The following is a 14,445-nucleotide window of genomic DNA, read 5'->3' as shown; positions in this document are numbered from 1 at the left end:
TAAAAAGGTAAAAGTTAAAAAAGGCTTTTTAATAGTATAAAATTTTTCATAAAATTTAGCTCTAAGATCAATGACTAATTCATTTTCTAAAAATTTATCGAGTTCATCAGAGAAACTATCTTTGTAATATTTTTCTATATTAAATTCTTTAATTTTCTCTCCTTGTTTTAATTTGTAATAAGGTATTAAATTTTTTGCTAAAATAGGACCAAAAAGATTAGAAAATATCAAAACATTCTCATCTATGTATTTTCTTGAATTCTCGCTTAAATTTTCATAGTCTAAATGATCAAAAGCAACTCCATTATATCTTTGAATAGCTTTGTTTGTTTCTTTTGTTAAAATATCATGAGTTAATTCTTCTATTTCACTTGCATCTTTTATACCAAAAAATTTTTCAAGTTCAACTTCATTGCATTGATTTATATGATTTTTATATTTTGTAAGTACCTCAAGTCTTTTACTATATAAATTACTAAAAACAAAAGAGTTTTTATTTATATAATCTTGCGTATTTATTTTATTTTTGCTTTCGCTAGGTGAAAATAAAATTTTCATAATCAATCCTTTATTTTTTTAAAAATTATATAAAATTATTTAAAACACTTGACATTAATTCAAAATTACATTATAATTCAACTTTATTTTTTGCTGGTTTAGCTCAGTTGGTAGAGCAGCTGCCTTGTAAGCAGCAGGTCGGGGGTTCAAGTCCCTTAACCAGCTCCATTGTTGATAGCAGTGTTTGACCAGAAATAAAAAGCATTTTTATCATGGTGAGTTACTCAAGTGGCCAACGAGGGCAGACTGTAAATCTGCTGGCTTTCGCCTTCCGTGGTTCGAATCCACGACTCACCACCATTGCTTTGCGGGAGTAGCTCAGTTGGCTAGAGCATCAGCCTTCCAAGCTGAGGGTCGCGGGTTCGAGTCCCGTTTCCCGCTCCAACCTAATTTTGGTAGAGTGAAACTGGGAGCTGTTTTTAAATTCAGAATTTCTAGCAGTTTCAATTTCCAAAATTTTATAATTTATGTTTTTAATTTTTCTGAGCGCTCGTATGGCTCAGAGGTAGAGCACTCCCTTGGTAAGGGAGAGGTCGCGGGTTCAAGTCCCGCTATGAGCTCCATTGATTTCAAAAGATTATAAAACATAAATTAGTATTTGTTTGTAAATTTTATATGGAGGAAAAAGATGGCTAAAGAAAAATTTTCACGTAATAAGCCTCACGTAAATATTGGTACTATTGGTCACGTTGACCACGGTAAAACTACTTTAACAGCTGCTATCTCTGCTGTTCTTTCAAGAAGAGGTTTGGCTGAGCTTAAAGATTATGATAATATCGACAATGCTCCTGAAGAAAAAGAGCGTGGTATTACTATTGCAACTTCTCACATTGAGTATGAAACGGAAAATCGTCACTATGCTCACGTAGACTGCCCAGGTCACGCTGACTATGTTAAAAATATGATTACTGGTGCTGCTCAAATGGACGGTGCTATTCTTGTTGTTTCTGCTGCAGATGGTCCAATGCCACAAACTAGAGAGCACATCTTACTTTCTCGCCAAGTAGGTGTACCATATATCGTTGTTTTCATGAATAAAGCTGATATGGTTGATGATGCTGAATTATTAGAATTAGTTGAAATGGAAATTAGAGAACTATTAAGTTCTTATGACTTCCCAGGAGATGATACTCCAATTATTTCAGGTTCTGCTTTACAAGCTCTTGAAGAAGCAAAAGCCGGACAAGATGGTGAATGGTCTAAAAAAATCCTAGATCTTATGGCAGCAGTTGATGAGTATATTCCAACTCCAGCTCGTGATACAGATAAAGATTTCTTAATGCCAATCGAAGATGTATTCTCAATTTCAGGTCGTGGTACAGTTGTTACTGGTAGAATTGAAAAAGGTGTTGTTAAAGTTGGTGATACTATTGAAATAGTTGGTATTAGAGAAACACAGAGCACTACAGTAACTGGTGTTGAAATGTTTAGAAAAGAAATGGATCAAGGTGAAGCAGGTGATAATGTAGGTGTTCTTCTACGTGGTACTAAAAAAGAAGATGTTCTTCGTGGTATGGTTCTTGCTAAGCCAAAATCAATTACTCCACATACTGACTTTGAAGCAGAAGTTTATATTTTAAATAAAGATGAAGGTGGTCGTCATACTCCATTCTTTAATAACTATAGACCACAGTTCTATGTAAGAACAACAGATGTTACTGGTTCTATCCAACTTGCAGAAGGCGTTGAAATGGTTATGCCAGGTGAGAATGTTAGAATTACTGTAAGTCTTATTGCACCAGTTGCGCTTGAAGAAGGTACTCGTTTTGCTATCCGTGAAGGTGGCCGTACTGTTGGTTCAGGTGTTGTATCTAAAATTATTAAATAATCATAAGCGAGATTTTATCTCGCTTTTTAAGGAATAAAAATGAGAATTAAAGTTGGCTTGAAATGTGAAGAGTGCGGTGATATTAATTACAGTACTTTTAAAAATAGTAAAAATACAACTGAAAAATTAGAATTAAAAAAATATTGCCCAAGATTAAAAAAACATACAGTTCATAAAGAAGTTAAATTAAAAAGTTAAGGCTTTTATATAAAAGCCCTTAGGGCAATAGCTCCAACGGTAGAGCGCCGGATTCCAAATCCGATGGTTGGGGGTTCGAATCCCTCTTGCCCTGCCACAAAATAAGGTTAAATATGGAAAAACTAATAACTTATTTTAAATTGTCAAAAGCTGAATTATCAAAAGTTATTTGGCCTTTGAAAGAGCAAGTTAGAAATGCTTATATTACCGTTTTTGTAGTTGTTACTGTTGTTTCATTATTTTTAGCATTGGTTGACTTGATTATGTCATTTTCATTATCTAAGATTATAGGATAAAATAATGAATCATAAATGGTATGCAATTCAAACTTATGCAGGTAGTGAAATGGCTGTAAAAAGAGCCATAGAAAATTTAGTTAGAGATCATGGAATTCAAGAGCAATTGTTAGAAGTAATTGTTCCAACTGAAGATGTGATTGAATTTAAAAATGGTAAAGAAAAAATAAGCGAAAGAAGTTTGTATTCAGGCTATGTATTTGCCAATATTGACTTATCAACAGAACTTTGGCATAAAATTCAATCTTTGCCAAAAGTTGGTCGTTTTATAGGGGAAAGTAAAAAACCAACCCCATTGAGTGAAAAAGATATCAATCTTATTTTAGAAAAGGTGAAAAATAAAGCAGCACCTAAACCTAAAATTTCATTTGATAAAGAAGAAAGTGTAAGAATAACCGAAGGTCCTTTTGCAAACTTTGTTGGTATTGTAGAAGAATATGATATGGTTAGAGGGGTTTTAAAGCTAAATGTTTCAATATTTGGCAGATCAACTCCAGTAGAGATCTTATACTCTCAAGTTGAAAAAATAGTTTGATAATATAGCAAGTAAAGGAGTAAGGTTATGGCTAAAAAAGTCGTAGGAGAAATAAAATTACAAATAGCTGCTACTAAGGCTAATCCATCACCTCCAGTTGGTCCTGCTTTGGGTCAACAAGGTGTTAATATTATGGAATTTTGTAAGGCATTTAATGAAAGAACAAAAGATATGGCTGGCTTTAATATTCCAGTTGTTATTACTGTTTATGCAGATAAAAGCTTTACATTTATCACAAAACAACCACCAGCTACTGATTTAATCAAAAAAGCTGCAGGTATTTCTAAAGGTGCGGATAATCCTTTAAAAAATAAAGTAGGTAAATTAACTAAAGCACAAGTTTTAGAAATTGTTGATAAAAAAATAGCTGATATGAACACAAAAGATAGAGAGCAAGCTGCTAAGATTATTATGGGTTCTGCTCGTTCTATGGGTGTTGAAATCGTAGATTAATACTCTTTACCGCCAAGAGTTTAAAAAGGCGGTAGCACTTTATATAAAATGCGGAGAAAAATTAATGTCAAAAAATACTAAAAGATTTACAGAATTATTAAAAAAAATAGATTCAAATAAAAATTACTTAATGGATGAAGCAATAAGCACAGTTAAAACTCTTGCATCTGCTAAATTTGATGAAACAGTTGAAATTGCTTTAAAATTAAATGTTGATCCAAGACATGCAGATCAGATGGTAAGAGGTAGTGTAGTTTTACCTTGTGGTACAGGTAAAAAAGTGCGTGTTGCTGTTATAGCAAAAGATGCAAAAGCTGATGAGGCAAAAAATGCAGGTGCTGATATAGTTGGTAGTGATGATTTAGTAGAAGAAATTCAAAAAGGAAATATGAATTTTGATGTTTTAATTGCTACTCCAAATTTGATGGGTTTAGTTGGTAAAGTAGGTCGTATTTTAGGACCTAAAGGTTTAATGCCAAATCCTAAGACAGGTACTGTGACAATGGATGTTGCACAAGCTGTGAATAATGCTAAAAATGGTCAAGTTAACTTCCGTGTTGATAAGCAAGGAAATATCCATGCAGGTTTAGGTAAAGTTAGCTTTACTCAAGAACAATTAAAAGAAAATATGACAGCATTTGTAAAAGCTATTAATAAACACAAGCCAGCTGCTGCAAAAGGAAGATATATTAAAAATGCTAGTCTTTCTTTAACTATGAGTCCTTCTCTTTCTCTTGATACTCAAGAATTACTTGATACAAAATAAAATTAATGAGAGTTTTACTCTCATTAATAAAAATTAGATAAGATAATAACTTTTATTTTATCTAATTTTTATCTTAGATTGGAGATAGCCGAGGTCCTAGGACTTAATTAGATTTTTCTGCTCTGCTTGAAATCACCGGTCGGAAAGGAGTAAAGATGACTAAAAGCCAAAAAGTTGAACTTGTTTCTAAACTTGAAGAAGGTTTTAAAGTTAGTGAGGCTGTTGTAGTTTGTAACTATAAGGGTTTAAATACTAAAAAACTTGAAGAGTTAAGAAATAATGCGAGAGAAATGGATGTTAAAGTTCAAATTATTAAAAATACTTTAGCAAGTATTGCTCTTAAAAATGCCGGCAAAGATGGAATGGAACTTAAAGATACTAATATTTATCTTTGGGGTGAAGACCAATTAAATGTTTCAAAAGTTGCTGATAAATTTAGCGAAGCTAATCAAGCATTTGAGATCAAAACTGCATTTATCGAAGGCGAAGTTGCTTCTGTAGATAAAGTTAAAGCTTTAGCTAAAATGCCTTCTCGTAATGAATTACTTGCTATGCTTTTGCAAGTTTGGAATGCACCAATCACCAATTTTACAATTGGATTAAATGCATTAAAAGAAAAAAAAGAAGCTGAATAAAATTATAAAAAGGATAAAAAATGGCAATTACTAAAGAAGATGTATTAGAATTTATTTCTAACCTAAGTGTTCTTGAGCTTTCAGAATTAGTAAAAGAATTTGAAGAAAAATTTGGTGTTTCTGCTGCTCCAGTTATGGTTGCGGGTGCTGCTGTTGCGGGTGCTGCTGGCGGTGCTGCTGAAGAAAAAACTGAATTTGATATTGTATTACAAGATGGTGGCGATAAAAAAATTAATGTAATTAAAGTTGTTCGTGCTTTAACTGGTCTTGGATTAAAAGAAGCAAAAGATGCAGTTGAGCAAACTCCATCAGTTCTTAAAGAAGGTGTTAGTAAAGCTGAAGCTGAAGAAGCTAAAAAACAACTTGAAGAAGCTGGCGCTAAGGTTGAACTTAAATAATTTTTTATTTTTAAAAGAAAGGATTTTATATCCTTTCTTGTTTTCCTTTAATAAGGATTCTTTCTTTCAATACTTTTACCATGGGGTATAATAATATGTTAAATTCACAATCAGGAAATCGTTTAAGAATAGACTTCTCGAATGTTCCACAACAAATAGACATTCCAAATTTATTACAATTACAAAAAAAGAGTTTTGATTATTTTTTAAATTTAGATGCAAAAAATTCAGAAAGTGGAATTGAAAAAGTTTTCAAATCTATCTTTCCAATCCATGATCCGCAAAATAGATTAAGTTTAGAATATGTAAGTAGTGAAGTAGGTAAACCTAAATATACCATTAGAGAGTGCATGGAAAGAGGTTTAACTTATTCTGTAAATTTGAAAATGAAAATCCGTTTAACTTTACATGAAAAAGATGAAAAAACGGGTGAAAAAATCGGTATAAAAGATATCAAAGAACAAGAAATTTATATTAGAGAAATTCCTTTAATGACAGATAGAATTTCTTTTATAATTAATGGGGTTGAAAGAGTTGTTGTAAATCAACTTCATAGAAGTCCAGGTGTTATTTTTAAAGAAGAAGAAAGTTCTACTGTTGCAAATAAATTAGTATATACAGCTCAAATTATACCAGATCGTGGTTCTTGGCTTTATTTTGAATATGATGCAAAAGATGTGCTTTATGTGCGTATTAATAAAAGAAGGAAAGTGCCTATTACTATTTTATTTAGAGCACTTGGTTATAAAAAGCAAGATATTATAAAATTATTTTACCCTATACAAACTATTCATGTTAAAAAAGATAAATTTTTAACTGAATTTAATCCAAATGACTTTTTAGATAGAGTCGAATATGACTTAAAAGATGAAAAAGGCAATGTTGTACACCAAGCCGGTAAAAGAATGACAAAGAAAAAAGCTGAGCAACTTATAAAAGACGGTGTTAAATGGGTTGAATATCCAATTGAAATTTTAACAAATAGATATTTAGCTAACCCTATTATTAATAAAGAAACCGGTGAGGTTTTGTTTGATTCTTTAACGCTATTAGATGAGGGAAAATTAGCTAAAATTAAAGAAGAAAAACAATTTGATATTGCAAATGACTTAGCAAATGGAGTTGATGCTGCTATTATTAATTCTTTCATTCAAGATAATGAGACTTTAAAATTATTAAAACAAACTGAAAATATAGAAGATGAAAATGATTTAGCAGCTATTAGAATTTATAAAGTAATGAGACCAGGTGAGCCTGTAGTAAAAGATGCTGCAAAAGCTTTTGTAAATGATTTATTTTTTAATCCTGAAAGATATGATCTAACAAAAGTTGGTCGTATGAAAATGAATCATAAACTAGGATTAGATACACCTGAATATGTTACAGTTTTAACAAATGAAGATATAGTAAAAACTGCAAAATATTTAATTAAAGTAAAAAATGGTAGAGGCCATATTGATGATAGAGATCATTTAGGTAATCGTCGTATTAGATCGATTGGAGAGCTTTTAGCTAATGAACTTCATGTGGGTCTTGCTAAAATGCAAAAATCAATTAGAGATAAATTTACCGCATTAAATGCAGATATTGATAAAGTAATGCCTTATGACTTAATCAATCCTAAAACAATTACTGTGACAATTATGGAATTTTTTACCGGTGGTCAATTGTCTCAATTTATGGATCAAACAAATCCATTAAGCGAGGTAACTCATAAGCGTCGTTTATCTGCGCTTGGCGAGGGTGGTTTAGTAAAAGAAAGAGCGGGTTTTGAAGTGCGTGATGTCCATGCAACGCATTATGGAAGAATTTGCCCTGTTGAAACTCCAGAAGGTCAAAATATCGGTTTGATTAATACGCTTTCAACTTATGCTAAAGTAAATGATCTAGGTTTTGTTGAAGCACCTTATAAGAAAGTAGAAAATGGAAAAGTAAGCAATGAAATTGTTTATTTAACCGCTACTCAAGAAGAAGGTTTAGTGATCGCAGCTGCTTCAACTAAAATTGATGAAAAAGGTAATATTGTTGAAGAATTTGTTGAAGCAAGACAAGATGGTGAAACAATCTTAGCAAGAAGAGAAGAAGTGCATTTGATTGATCTTTGTTCAGGTATGATAGTAGGGGTCGCAGCTTCTTTGATTCCATTTTTGGAGCATGATGATGCAAACAGAGCCCTGATGGGTTCAAACATGCAGCGTCAAGCAGTGCCTTTACTAACCGCACAAGCACCTATAGTAGGTACTGGTATGGAAAAAATCATTGCACGTGATGCTTGGGAAGCTATTAAAGCTAAAAGAGCAGGTATTGTAGAAAAAGTTGATAATAAAAATATTTTTATTTTGGGCGAAGATGAAAATGGACCATTTATTGATCATTATAAAATGGAAAAAAATCTAAGAACTAACCAAAATACAACTTTTATTCAACACCCGATTGTGAAAAAAGGCGAATTTATTCAAGCAGGTCAAATTATTGCAGATGGTCCAAGTATGGACCAAGGAGAGCTTGCTATTGGTAAAAATGCTTTGATCGCATTTATGCCATGGCATGGATATAATTATGAAGATGCTATTGTAATTAGTGAGAAAATTTTACGCGAAGATACTTTCACTAGTGTTCATATTTATGAAAAAGAAGTAGAGGCTAGAGAACTTAAAGATGGCGTTGAAGAGATTACAAAAGATATTCCAAATGTTAAAGAGGAAGATTTAGCACATCTTGATGAGAGTGGTATTGCAAAAATAGGAACTCATATAAAGCCTGGTATGATTTTGGTAGGTAAAGTTTCACCTAAAGGTGAGGTAAAACCTACGCCTGAAGAAAGATTACTAAGAGCTATTTTTGGTGAAAAGGCAGGACATGTTGTAAATAAATCTTTATATGCAACTGCTTCATTGGAAGGTGTTGTTGTAGATGTAAAAATATTTACTAAAAAAGGTTATGAAAAAGATGCTCGTGCTGTAAAAGCCTATGATGATGAAAAATTAAATCTTGAAAAAGAACATCACGATAGACTTTTGATGATGGACAGAGAAGAAACTTTAAGAGTATGTTCTTTGCTTTCTAAATCACCTTTAAATTCAGACGAAGAAATAAATGGTGTTAAATATAAAAAAGGTTCCAAGGTAGAAATTACCGAGTTGGAAAAAATTAATCGTTTTGCATTAAATTCTTTAGTTAAAGCTTATTCTAAAGAAGTGCAAAAAGAATATGATGATTTAAAAAATCACTTCCAAAACGAGAAGAAAAAGCTTAAAACAGAGCATGATGAAAAATTAGAAATTTTAGAAAAAGATGATATTTTACCAAGTGGAGTGGTAAAACTTGTTAAAGTATATATTGCGACTAAGAGAAAATTAAAAGTTGGGGATAAAATGGCAGGACGCCATGGAAATAAAGGTATTGTATCTAATATCGTTCCAGAAGTTGATATGCCTTATTTACCTGATGGAAGACCTATTGATATAGCTTTAAATCCTCTAGGGGTTCCAAGTCGTATGAATATAGGACAAATTCTTGAAAGTCACTTAGGGATTGTTGGTATGAGACTAGGTGATCAAATTCAAGAAATTTTTGATAGAAAACAAAAAGATTTTGTAAAAGAATTACGCGAAAAAATTCTTGAAATTTGTAGTGTATCTAGACTTGAGCTAGAAAAGAAATTTGTACAAACTTTAAATGATGAGCAACTTATTTCTTATGCTAGAGATTGGGCTAAAGGGGTAAAATTTGCTACTCCTGTATTTGAAGGTGTAACGGTTGAAGAATTTGGTAAGCTTTTTGAAATGGCTAAAATAGCTATGGATGGAAAAAGCGAACTTTATGATGGAAGAACTGGTGAAAAAATGGCAGAGCGTGTGCATGTTGGATGTATGTATATGCTTAAATTACACCATTTAGTAGATGAAAAAGTTCACGCAAGAAGCACTGGACCTTATAGCTTAGTAACACAACAACCAGTTGGTGGTAAAGCATTATTTGGTGGGCAAAGATTTGGTGAGATGGAAGTTTGGGCTCTTGAAGCTTATGGAGCAGCTCATACTTTAAGAGAAATGCTTACTATTAAATCTGATGATGTTGAGGGTAGATTTAGTGCTTATAAAGCTTTAACAAAAGGCGAGAATGTTCCAGCAACAGGTATTCCAGAGACATTCTTTGTACTTACAAATGAATTAAAATCTCTTGCTTTAGATGTTGAGATTTTTGATAAGGATGAGAATAATGAGTAAATTTAAACCTATCGAAATAAAAGAAGATGGCAGACCTAGAGACTTTGAAGCTTTTCAATTAAGACTTGCAAGTCCTGAAAAAATCAAATCATGGTCTTATGGGGAAGTAAAAAAACCAGAAACGATTAATTATAGAACTTTAAAGCCTGAAAGAGATGGGCTTTTTTGTGCTAAAATTTTTGGACCAGTAAGAGATTATGAGTGTCTTTGTGGTAAGTATAAAAAAATGCGTTTTAAGGGCATTAAGTGTGAAAAATGTGGTGTTGAAGTTACTAGTTCTAAAGTGCGTCGTTCAAGAATGGGGCATATTGAGCTAGTTACCCCAGTAGCACATATATGGTATGTGAACTCTTTACCAAGTCGTATCGGTACTTTACTCGGCGTAAAGATGAAAGACTTAGAACGCGTATTATATTATGAAGCATATATAGTAGAAAATCCAGGTGATGCATACTATGATAATGAAAATACTAAAAAAGTTGAATTTTGTGATGTGTTAAATGAAGAGCAGTATTTAAATTTAATGCAACGCTATGAAAGTAGTGGATTTAAAGCTAGAATGGGTGGTGAGGTTGTTAGAGATTTACTAGCAAATTTAGATCTTGTCGAGCTTTTAAATAAATTAAAAGAAGATATTGCAGCAACTAATTCAGAAGCAAAGAAAAAAACTATCATCAAACGCTTAAAAGTGGTAGAAAATTTCTTAAATAGTAATTTAAATAGCAATACAAATATTGATGAAGTAGTACCAAATCGTCCTGAGTGGATGATGATCACAAATTTACCTGTATTACCACCTGATTTAAGACCTTTGGTAGCTTTAGATGGTGGAAAATTTGCAGTTTCTGATGTGAATGATTTATATAGAAGGGTTATCAATAGAAATACGCGTTTAAAAAGACTTATGGAGCTTGATGCACCTGAAATTATCATTAGAAATGAAAAAAGAATGCTACAAGAAGCAGTTGATGCTTTGTTTGATAATGGCAGAAGAGCAAATGCAGTTAAAGGTGCAAATAAGCGCCCATTGAAATCTTTAAGTGAAATTATCAAAGGTAAACAAGGTCGTTTTAGACAAAATCTACTTGGTAAAAGGGTGGATTTCTCAGGTCGTAGTGTTATTGTTGTTGGACCAAAACTTAGAATGGATCAATGCGGTTTACCTAAAAAAATGGCTTTAGAATTATTTAAACCACATTTGTTAGCTAAGCTTGAAGAAAAAGGTTATGCAACTACCGTAAAACAAGCTAAAAAAATGATAGAAAACAAAACTAATGAGGTTTGGGAGTGCTTAGAAGAGGTTGTTAAAGGTCATCCTGTAATGCTTAACCGTGCTCCAACCTTGCATAAACTTTCTATCCAAGCTTTTCATCCTGTGCTTGTAGAGGGTAAAGCGATTCAACTTCATCCATTAGTGTGTGCGGCATTTAATGCTGACTTTGACGGGGACCAAATGGCTGTGCATGTGCCTTTATCTCAAGAGGCAATAGCTGAGTGTAAAGTATTAATGCTCTCATCTATGAATATCTTGCTTCCAGCAAGTGGTCGTTCTGTAACTGTGCCTTCTCAAGATATGGTTTTGGGGATTTATTATCTGTCTTTAGAAAAAGATGGTGCTAAAGGTGAGCATAAAATTTGCACAGGTATTGAAGAGGTTATGATTGCTCTAGAAGCAAAATCTTTAGATATTCATGCAAGCATTAGAAGTGTGGTTGATGGAAGAAAAATCACAACAACCGCGGGTAGATTGATTATTAAGTCTATCTTACCTGATTTTGTTCCTGAAAATATGTGGAATAAAGTCATGAAGAAAAAAGATATTGCAGCTTTGGTTGATTATGTTTATAAAGAGGGTGGCCTTGAAGTAAGTGCTAGCTTTTTAGATAAACTAAAAGATCTTGGTTTTGAATATGCAACAAAAGCAGGTATTTCTATTTCAATTGCTGATATTATTGTGCCTGATCAAAAGCAAAAAAGCATAGAAGAAGCTAAAAAGCAAGTAAGAGAAATTCAAAATTCATATAATTTAGGTTTGATTACTTCGGGTGAAAGATATAATAAGATTATTGATATTTGGAAAAGCACTAATAATATCTTGTCAAAAGATATGATGGAGTTAATTAAAAAAGATAAAGAAGGATTTAACTCTATTTATATGATGGCAGATTCTGGTGCTAGAGGTTCAGCAGCTCAAATTTCACAGCTTGCTGCGATGAGGGGTCTTATGGCAAAACCTGATGGCTCAATTATTGAAACACCGATTATTTCAAATTTCCGTGAAGGACTTAATGTTCTTGAATATTTTATTTCAACTCATGGTGCTAGAAAAGGTCTTGCGGATACAGCATTAAAAACAGCAAATGCAGGTTATTTAACAAGAAAGCTTATCGATGTGGCACAAAATGTAAAAGTTACAATGGATGATTGTGGTGCACATGAGGGTGTTGAAATTAATGAAATCACAGCAGATGGTGTTGTGATTGAAACCTTAGAGGAAAGAATTTTAGGAAGAGTTTTAGCTGAAAATATTATTGATTCTATTACTAATGAAATTTTATTTTCAGAAGGTACTTTAATAGATGAAGAAAAAGCTAGAGTAATTGTTGAAAGTGGTGTAAAGAGTGTAAGTATTAGAACTCCTATTACTTGTAAAGCTAAAAAAGGAGTTTGTTCTAAATGTTATGGTATTAACCTAGGTGAGGGCAAATTAGTTAAGCCAGGTGAAGCTGTAGGTATTATATCTGCTCAATCAATCGGTGAGCCAGGAACTCAGCTTACACTAAGAACTTTCCATAGTGGTGGTACTGCTAGTACAGATTTACAAGATCGTCAAGTAGTAGCACACAAAGAAGGTTTTGTAAGATTTTATAATCTTAACACTTATGAAGATAGACAAGGTAAAACTATCGTTGCAAATCATCGCAATGCTGCTATTTTACTTGTTGAGCCAAAAATCAAAGCTCCATTTAAAGGAACTATCCATATTGAACATGCGTATGAAGATGTAGTGGTTAGCGTTAAAGCAAAAAACAATGAAGCTAAATTTATATTAAGAAAATATGATTTAGCAAAAGCTAATGAGCTTGCCGGTGTAAGTGGTAATATCGAAGGTAAGTTATATATTCCATATAGCGATGGTGTTGAAGTAGCTGAAAATGAAAGTATTGTTGAAGTGATCAAAGAAGGTTGGAATATACCAAATCGTATTCCTTATGCAAGTGAATTGCTAGTAAAAGATGGTGATCCTATCACTCAAGATATTATAGCAGGTGCAAAAGGCACATTAAAATTTTACATGCTCAAAGGCGATGGTTTAGATAGGATTAAAAATCTTAAAAAAGGTGATGTAGTTAAAGAAAAAGGTGTTTTTGTTGTTATTGCTGATGAAAATGATAGAGAAGCAAAAAGACATTATATACCAAGAGAATCCGTGATTGAATTTGATGATAGTGCTTTTGTGGATAATCCTAAAGCTATCATAGCAAAATCAAGCAAAGAAGATAAAACTATCATTGCTGAATGGGATGCATATAATAACACCGTAATTGCAGAGGTTGCAGGTACTATAAATTTTGAAGATATTGAATCAGGCTATAGTGCTGATGAACAAATTGATGAAGCAACAGGTAAAAGATCGCTTGTTATTAATGAGTATTTACCAAGTGGAGTGCGTCCAGCGTTGTTAATCATAGGTGAAAATGACAAAGTAGTGCGTTATCAATTAGAGCCAAAAACTGTTATTTATGTAAATGATGGTGATAAGGTGAAGCAAGCTGATATTTTAGCTAAAACACCAAAGGCAGCAGCTAAATCAAAAGATATTACCGGGGGTCTTCCAAGAGTATCTGAATTATTTGAAGCAAGAAAGCCAAAAAACACTGCCGTTGTAGCTGAAATTGATGGAGTTGTTAGATTTGATAAGCCTTTAAGATCAAAAGAAAGAATCATTATTCAAGCAGAAGATGGAAGTAGTGCAGAGTATTTGATAGATAAATCAAAACGTATTCAAGTAAGAGATGGCGAGTTTATCCATGCGGGTGAAAAATTAACCGATGGAGTTATTTCAAGCCATGATGTACTTAGAATTTTAGGTGAAAAAGCATTACATTATTATCTTATTTCTGAAATTCAGCAAGTTTATCGCGGTCAAGGTGTTGTGATTTCTGATAAGCATATTGAAATCATCGTATCACAAATGCTAAGACAAGTTAAAATTGTAGATAGTGGTCATACTAACTTCATCGTGGGTGATTTAGTTTCAAGAAGAAAATTCAGAGAAGAAAATGAAAGAATTTTAAGATATGGTGGTGAGCCTGCTGTGGCTGAACCTGTGTTACTTGGGGTAACAAGAGCGGCTATTGGAAGTGATAGCGTGATTTCAGCTGCTTCTTTCCAAGAAACAACGAAAGTTTTAACAGAAGCAAGTATTGCAGGTAAATTTGATTATCTTGAAGATCTAAAAGAAAATGTAATCTTAGGTCGTATGATTCCTGTTGGAACGGGATTATATCAAGAACAAAAACTTAAATTAAAAGAAAAAGAATAAAAA

11 protein-coding genes and 5 tRNA genes are annotated in these 14,445 nt (G+C 32.6%); 15 read left to right on the top strand and 1 reads right to left on the bottom strand.

The window, feature by feature from the left end; translation table 11 throughout:
- A partial coding sequence (gene yaaA, locus L8W64_RS07210; RefSeq protein ID WP_263673304.1) for a YaaA family protein occupies positions 1-558 on the bottom strand: 558 nt, incomplete at its 3' end.
- Between the two features lie 92 nt (positions 559-650).
- Between yaaA and L8W64_RS07205 the strand changes: the two genes are divergently transcribed.
- The 15 genes from L8W64_RS07205 (at position 651) to rpoC (ending at position 14,442) form a co-directional block, all read left to right on the top strand.
- Positions 651-726 (top strand) — tRNA-Thr (locus tag L8W64_RS07205).
- A 46-nt stretch (positions 727-772) separates the two neighbouring features.
- A tRNA-Tyr gene (locus L8W64_RS07200) sits at positions 773-858 on the top strand.
- A gap of 7 nt (positions 859-865) precedes the next feature.
- A tRNA-Gly gene (locus L8W64_RS07195) sits at positions 866-942 on the top strand.
- A gap of 104 nt (positions 943-1,046) precedes the next feature.
- Positions 1,047-1,121 (top strand) — tRNA-Thr (locus tag L8W64_RS07190).
- Positions 1,122-1,186: 65 nt separating this feature from the next.
- Positions 1,187-2,386 (top strand): elongation factor Tu, encoded by a 1,200-nt coding sequence (gene tuf / locus L8W64_RS07185; protein WP_039617742.1) that lies wholly within the window; start codon positions 1,187-1,189, stop codon positions 2,384-2,386.
- Between the two features lie 39 nt (positions 2,387-2,425).
- A complete protein-coding gene (rpmG, locus tag L8W64_RS07180) occupies positions 2,426-2,584 on the top strand; it encodes a 50S ribosomal protein L33 (protein WP_039617743.1) in 159 nt (52 codons plus the stop codon).
- Between the two features lie 21 nt (positions 2,585-2,605).
- A tRNA-Trp gene (locus L8W64_RS07175) sits at positions 2,606-2,681 on the top strand.
- A gap of 16 nt (positions 2,682-2,697) precedes the next feature.
- On the top strand, positions 2,698-2,880 hold the full coding sequence (gene secE / locus L8W64_RS07170) for a preprotein translocase subunit SecE (protein ID WP_039617745.1): 183 nt from the start codon (positions 2,698-2,700) through the stop codon (positions 2,878-2,880).
- Between the two features lies 1 nt (position 2,881).
- Positions 2,882-3,415, top strand: a complete 534-nt coding sequence (nusG, locus tag L8W64_RS07165) for a transcription termination/antitermination protein NusG (protein ID WP_087684660.1) — start codon at positions 2,882-2,884, stop codon at positions 3,413-3,415.
- 27 nt (positions 3,416-3,442) lie between these two features.
- On the top strand, positions 3,443-3,868 hold the full coding sequence (gene rplK / locus L8W64_RS07160; protein WP_012661181.1) for a 50S ribosomal protein L11: 426 nt from the start codon (positions 3,443-3,445) through the stop codon (positions 3,866-3,868).
- A 64-nt stretch (positions 3,869-3,932) separates the two neighbouring features.
- Positions 3,933-4,634: a 50S ribosomal protein L1 gene (gene rplA / locus L8W64_RS07155; RefSeq protein WP_039617747.1), complete on the top strand. Its 702-nt coding sequence runs from the start codon at positions 3,933-3,935 to the stop codon at positions 4,632-4,634.
- 155 nt (positions 4,635-4,789) lie between these two features.
- The gene (rplJ, locus tag L8W64_RS07150) at positions 4,790-5,269 is read left to right on the top strand and encodes a 50S ribosomal protein L10 (RefSeq protein WP_133319935.1); all 480 of its coding nucleotides are present in this window, start codon (positions 4,790-4,792) and stop codon (positions 5,267-5,269) included.
- A 20-nt stretch (positions 5,270-5,289) separates the two neighbouring features.
- Complete coding sequence (gene rplL, locus L8W64_RS07145) at positions 5,290-5,667, top strand: 50S ribosomal protein L7/L12 (RefSeq protein ID WP_012661184.1); 378 nt, start codon at positions 5,290-5,292, stop codon at positions 5,665-5,667.
- A 95-nt stretch (positions 5,668-5,762) separates the two neighbouring features.
- Entirely contained in the window at positions 5,763-9,896 is a 4,134-nt protein-coding gene (rpoB, locus tag L8W64_RS07140; RefSeq protein WP_220566613.1) for a DNA-directed RNA polymerase subunit beta, read from the top strand.
- The gene (rpoC, locus tag L8W64_RS07135; RefSeq protein WP_263659896.1) at positions 9,889-14,442 is read left to right on the top strand and encodes a DNA-directed RNA polymerase subunit beta'; all 4,554 of its coding nucleotides are present in this window, start codon (positions 9,889-9,891) and stop codon (positions 14,440-14,442) included. Before rpoB ends, rpoC begins: the two co-directional genes overlap by 8 nt.
- Positions 14,443-14,445 lie beyond the last annotated feature (3 nt).

Origin of the sequence: Campylobacter sp. IFREMER_LSEM_CL1097 (assembly GCF_025772225.1) — a bacterium.
GTDB lineage: Bacteria > Campylobacterota > Campylobacteria > Campylobacterales > Campylobacteraceae > Campylobacter_D > Campylobacter_D lari_D.
This window is presented reverse-complemented; position numbering and strand designations above follow the sequence as displayed.

Excerpts from the sequence above, each read along its gene's own strand:
- rplK (WP_012661181.1), top strand. The coding sequence starts at position 3,443 with ATGGCTAAAAAAGTCGTAGGAGAAATAAAATTACAAATAGCTGCTACT.
- rplJ (WP_133319935.1), top strand. The coding sequence starts at position 4,790 with ATGACTAAAAGCCAAAAAGTTGAACTTGTTTCTAAACTTGAAGAAGGT.
- secE (WP_039617745.1), top strand. The coding sequence starts at position 2,698 with ATGGAAAAACTAATAACTTATTTTAAATTGTCAAAAGCTGAATTATCA.
- rplA (WP_039617747.1), top strand. The coding sequence starts at position 3,933 with ATGTCAAAAAATACTAAAAGATTTACAGAATTATTAAAAAAAATAGAT.
- rpoB (WP_220566613.1), top strand. The coding sequence starts at position 5,763 with ATGTTAAATTCACAATCAGGAAATCGTTTAAGAATAGACTTCTCGAAT.
- rplL (WP_012661184.1), top strand. The coding sequence starts at position 5,290 with ATGGCAATTACTAAAGAAGATGTATTAGAATTTATTTCTAACCTAAGT.
- tuf (WP_039617742.1), top strand. The coding sequence starts at position 1,187 with ATGGCTAAAGAAAAATTTTCACGTAATAAGCCTCACGTAAATATTGGT.
- rpoC (WP_263659896.1), top strand. The coding sequence starts at position 9,889 with ATGAGTAAATTTAAACCTATCGAAATAAAAGAAGATGGCAGACCTAGA.
- rpmG (WP_039617743.1), top strand. The coding sequence starts at position 2,426 with ATGAGAATTAAAGTTGGCTTGAAATGTGAAGAGTGCGGTGATATTAAT.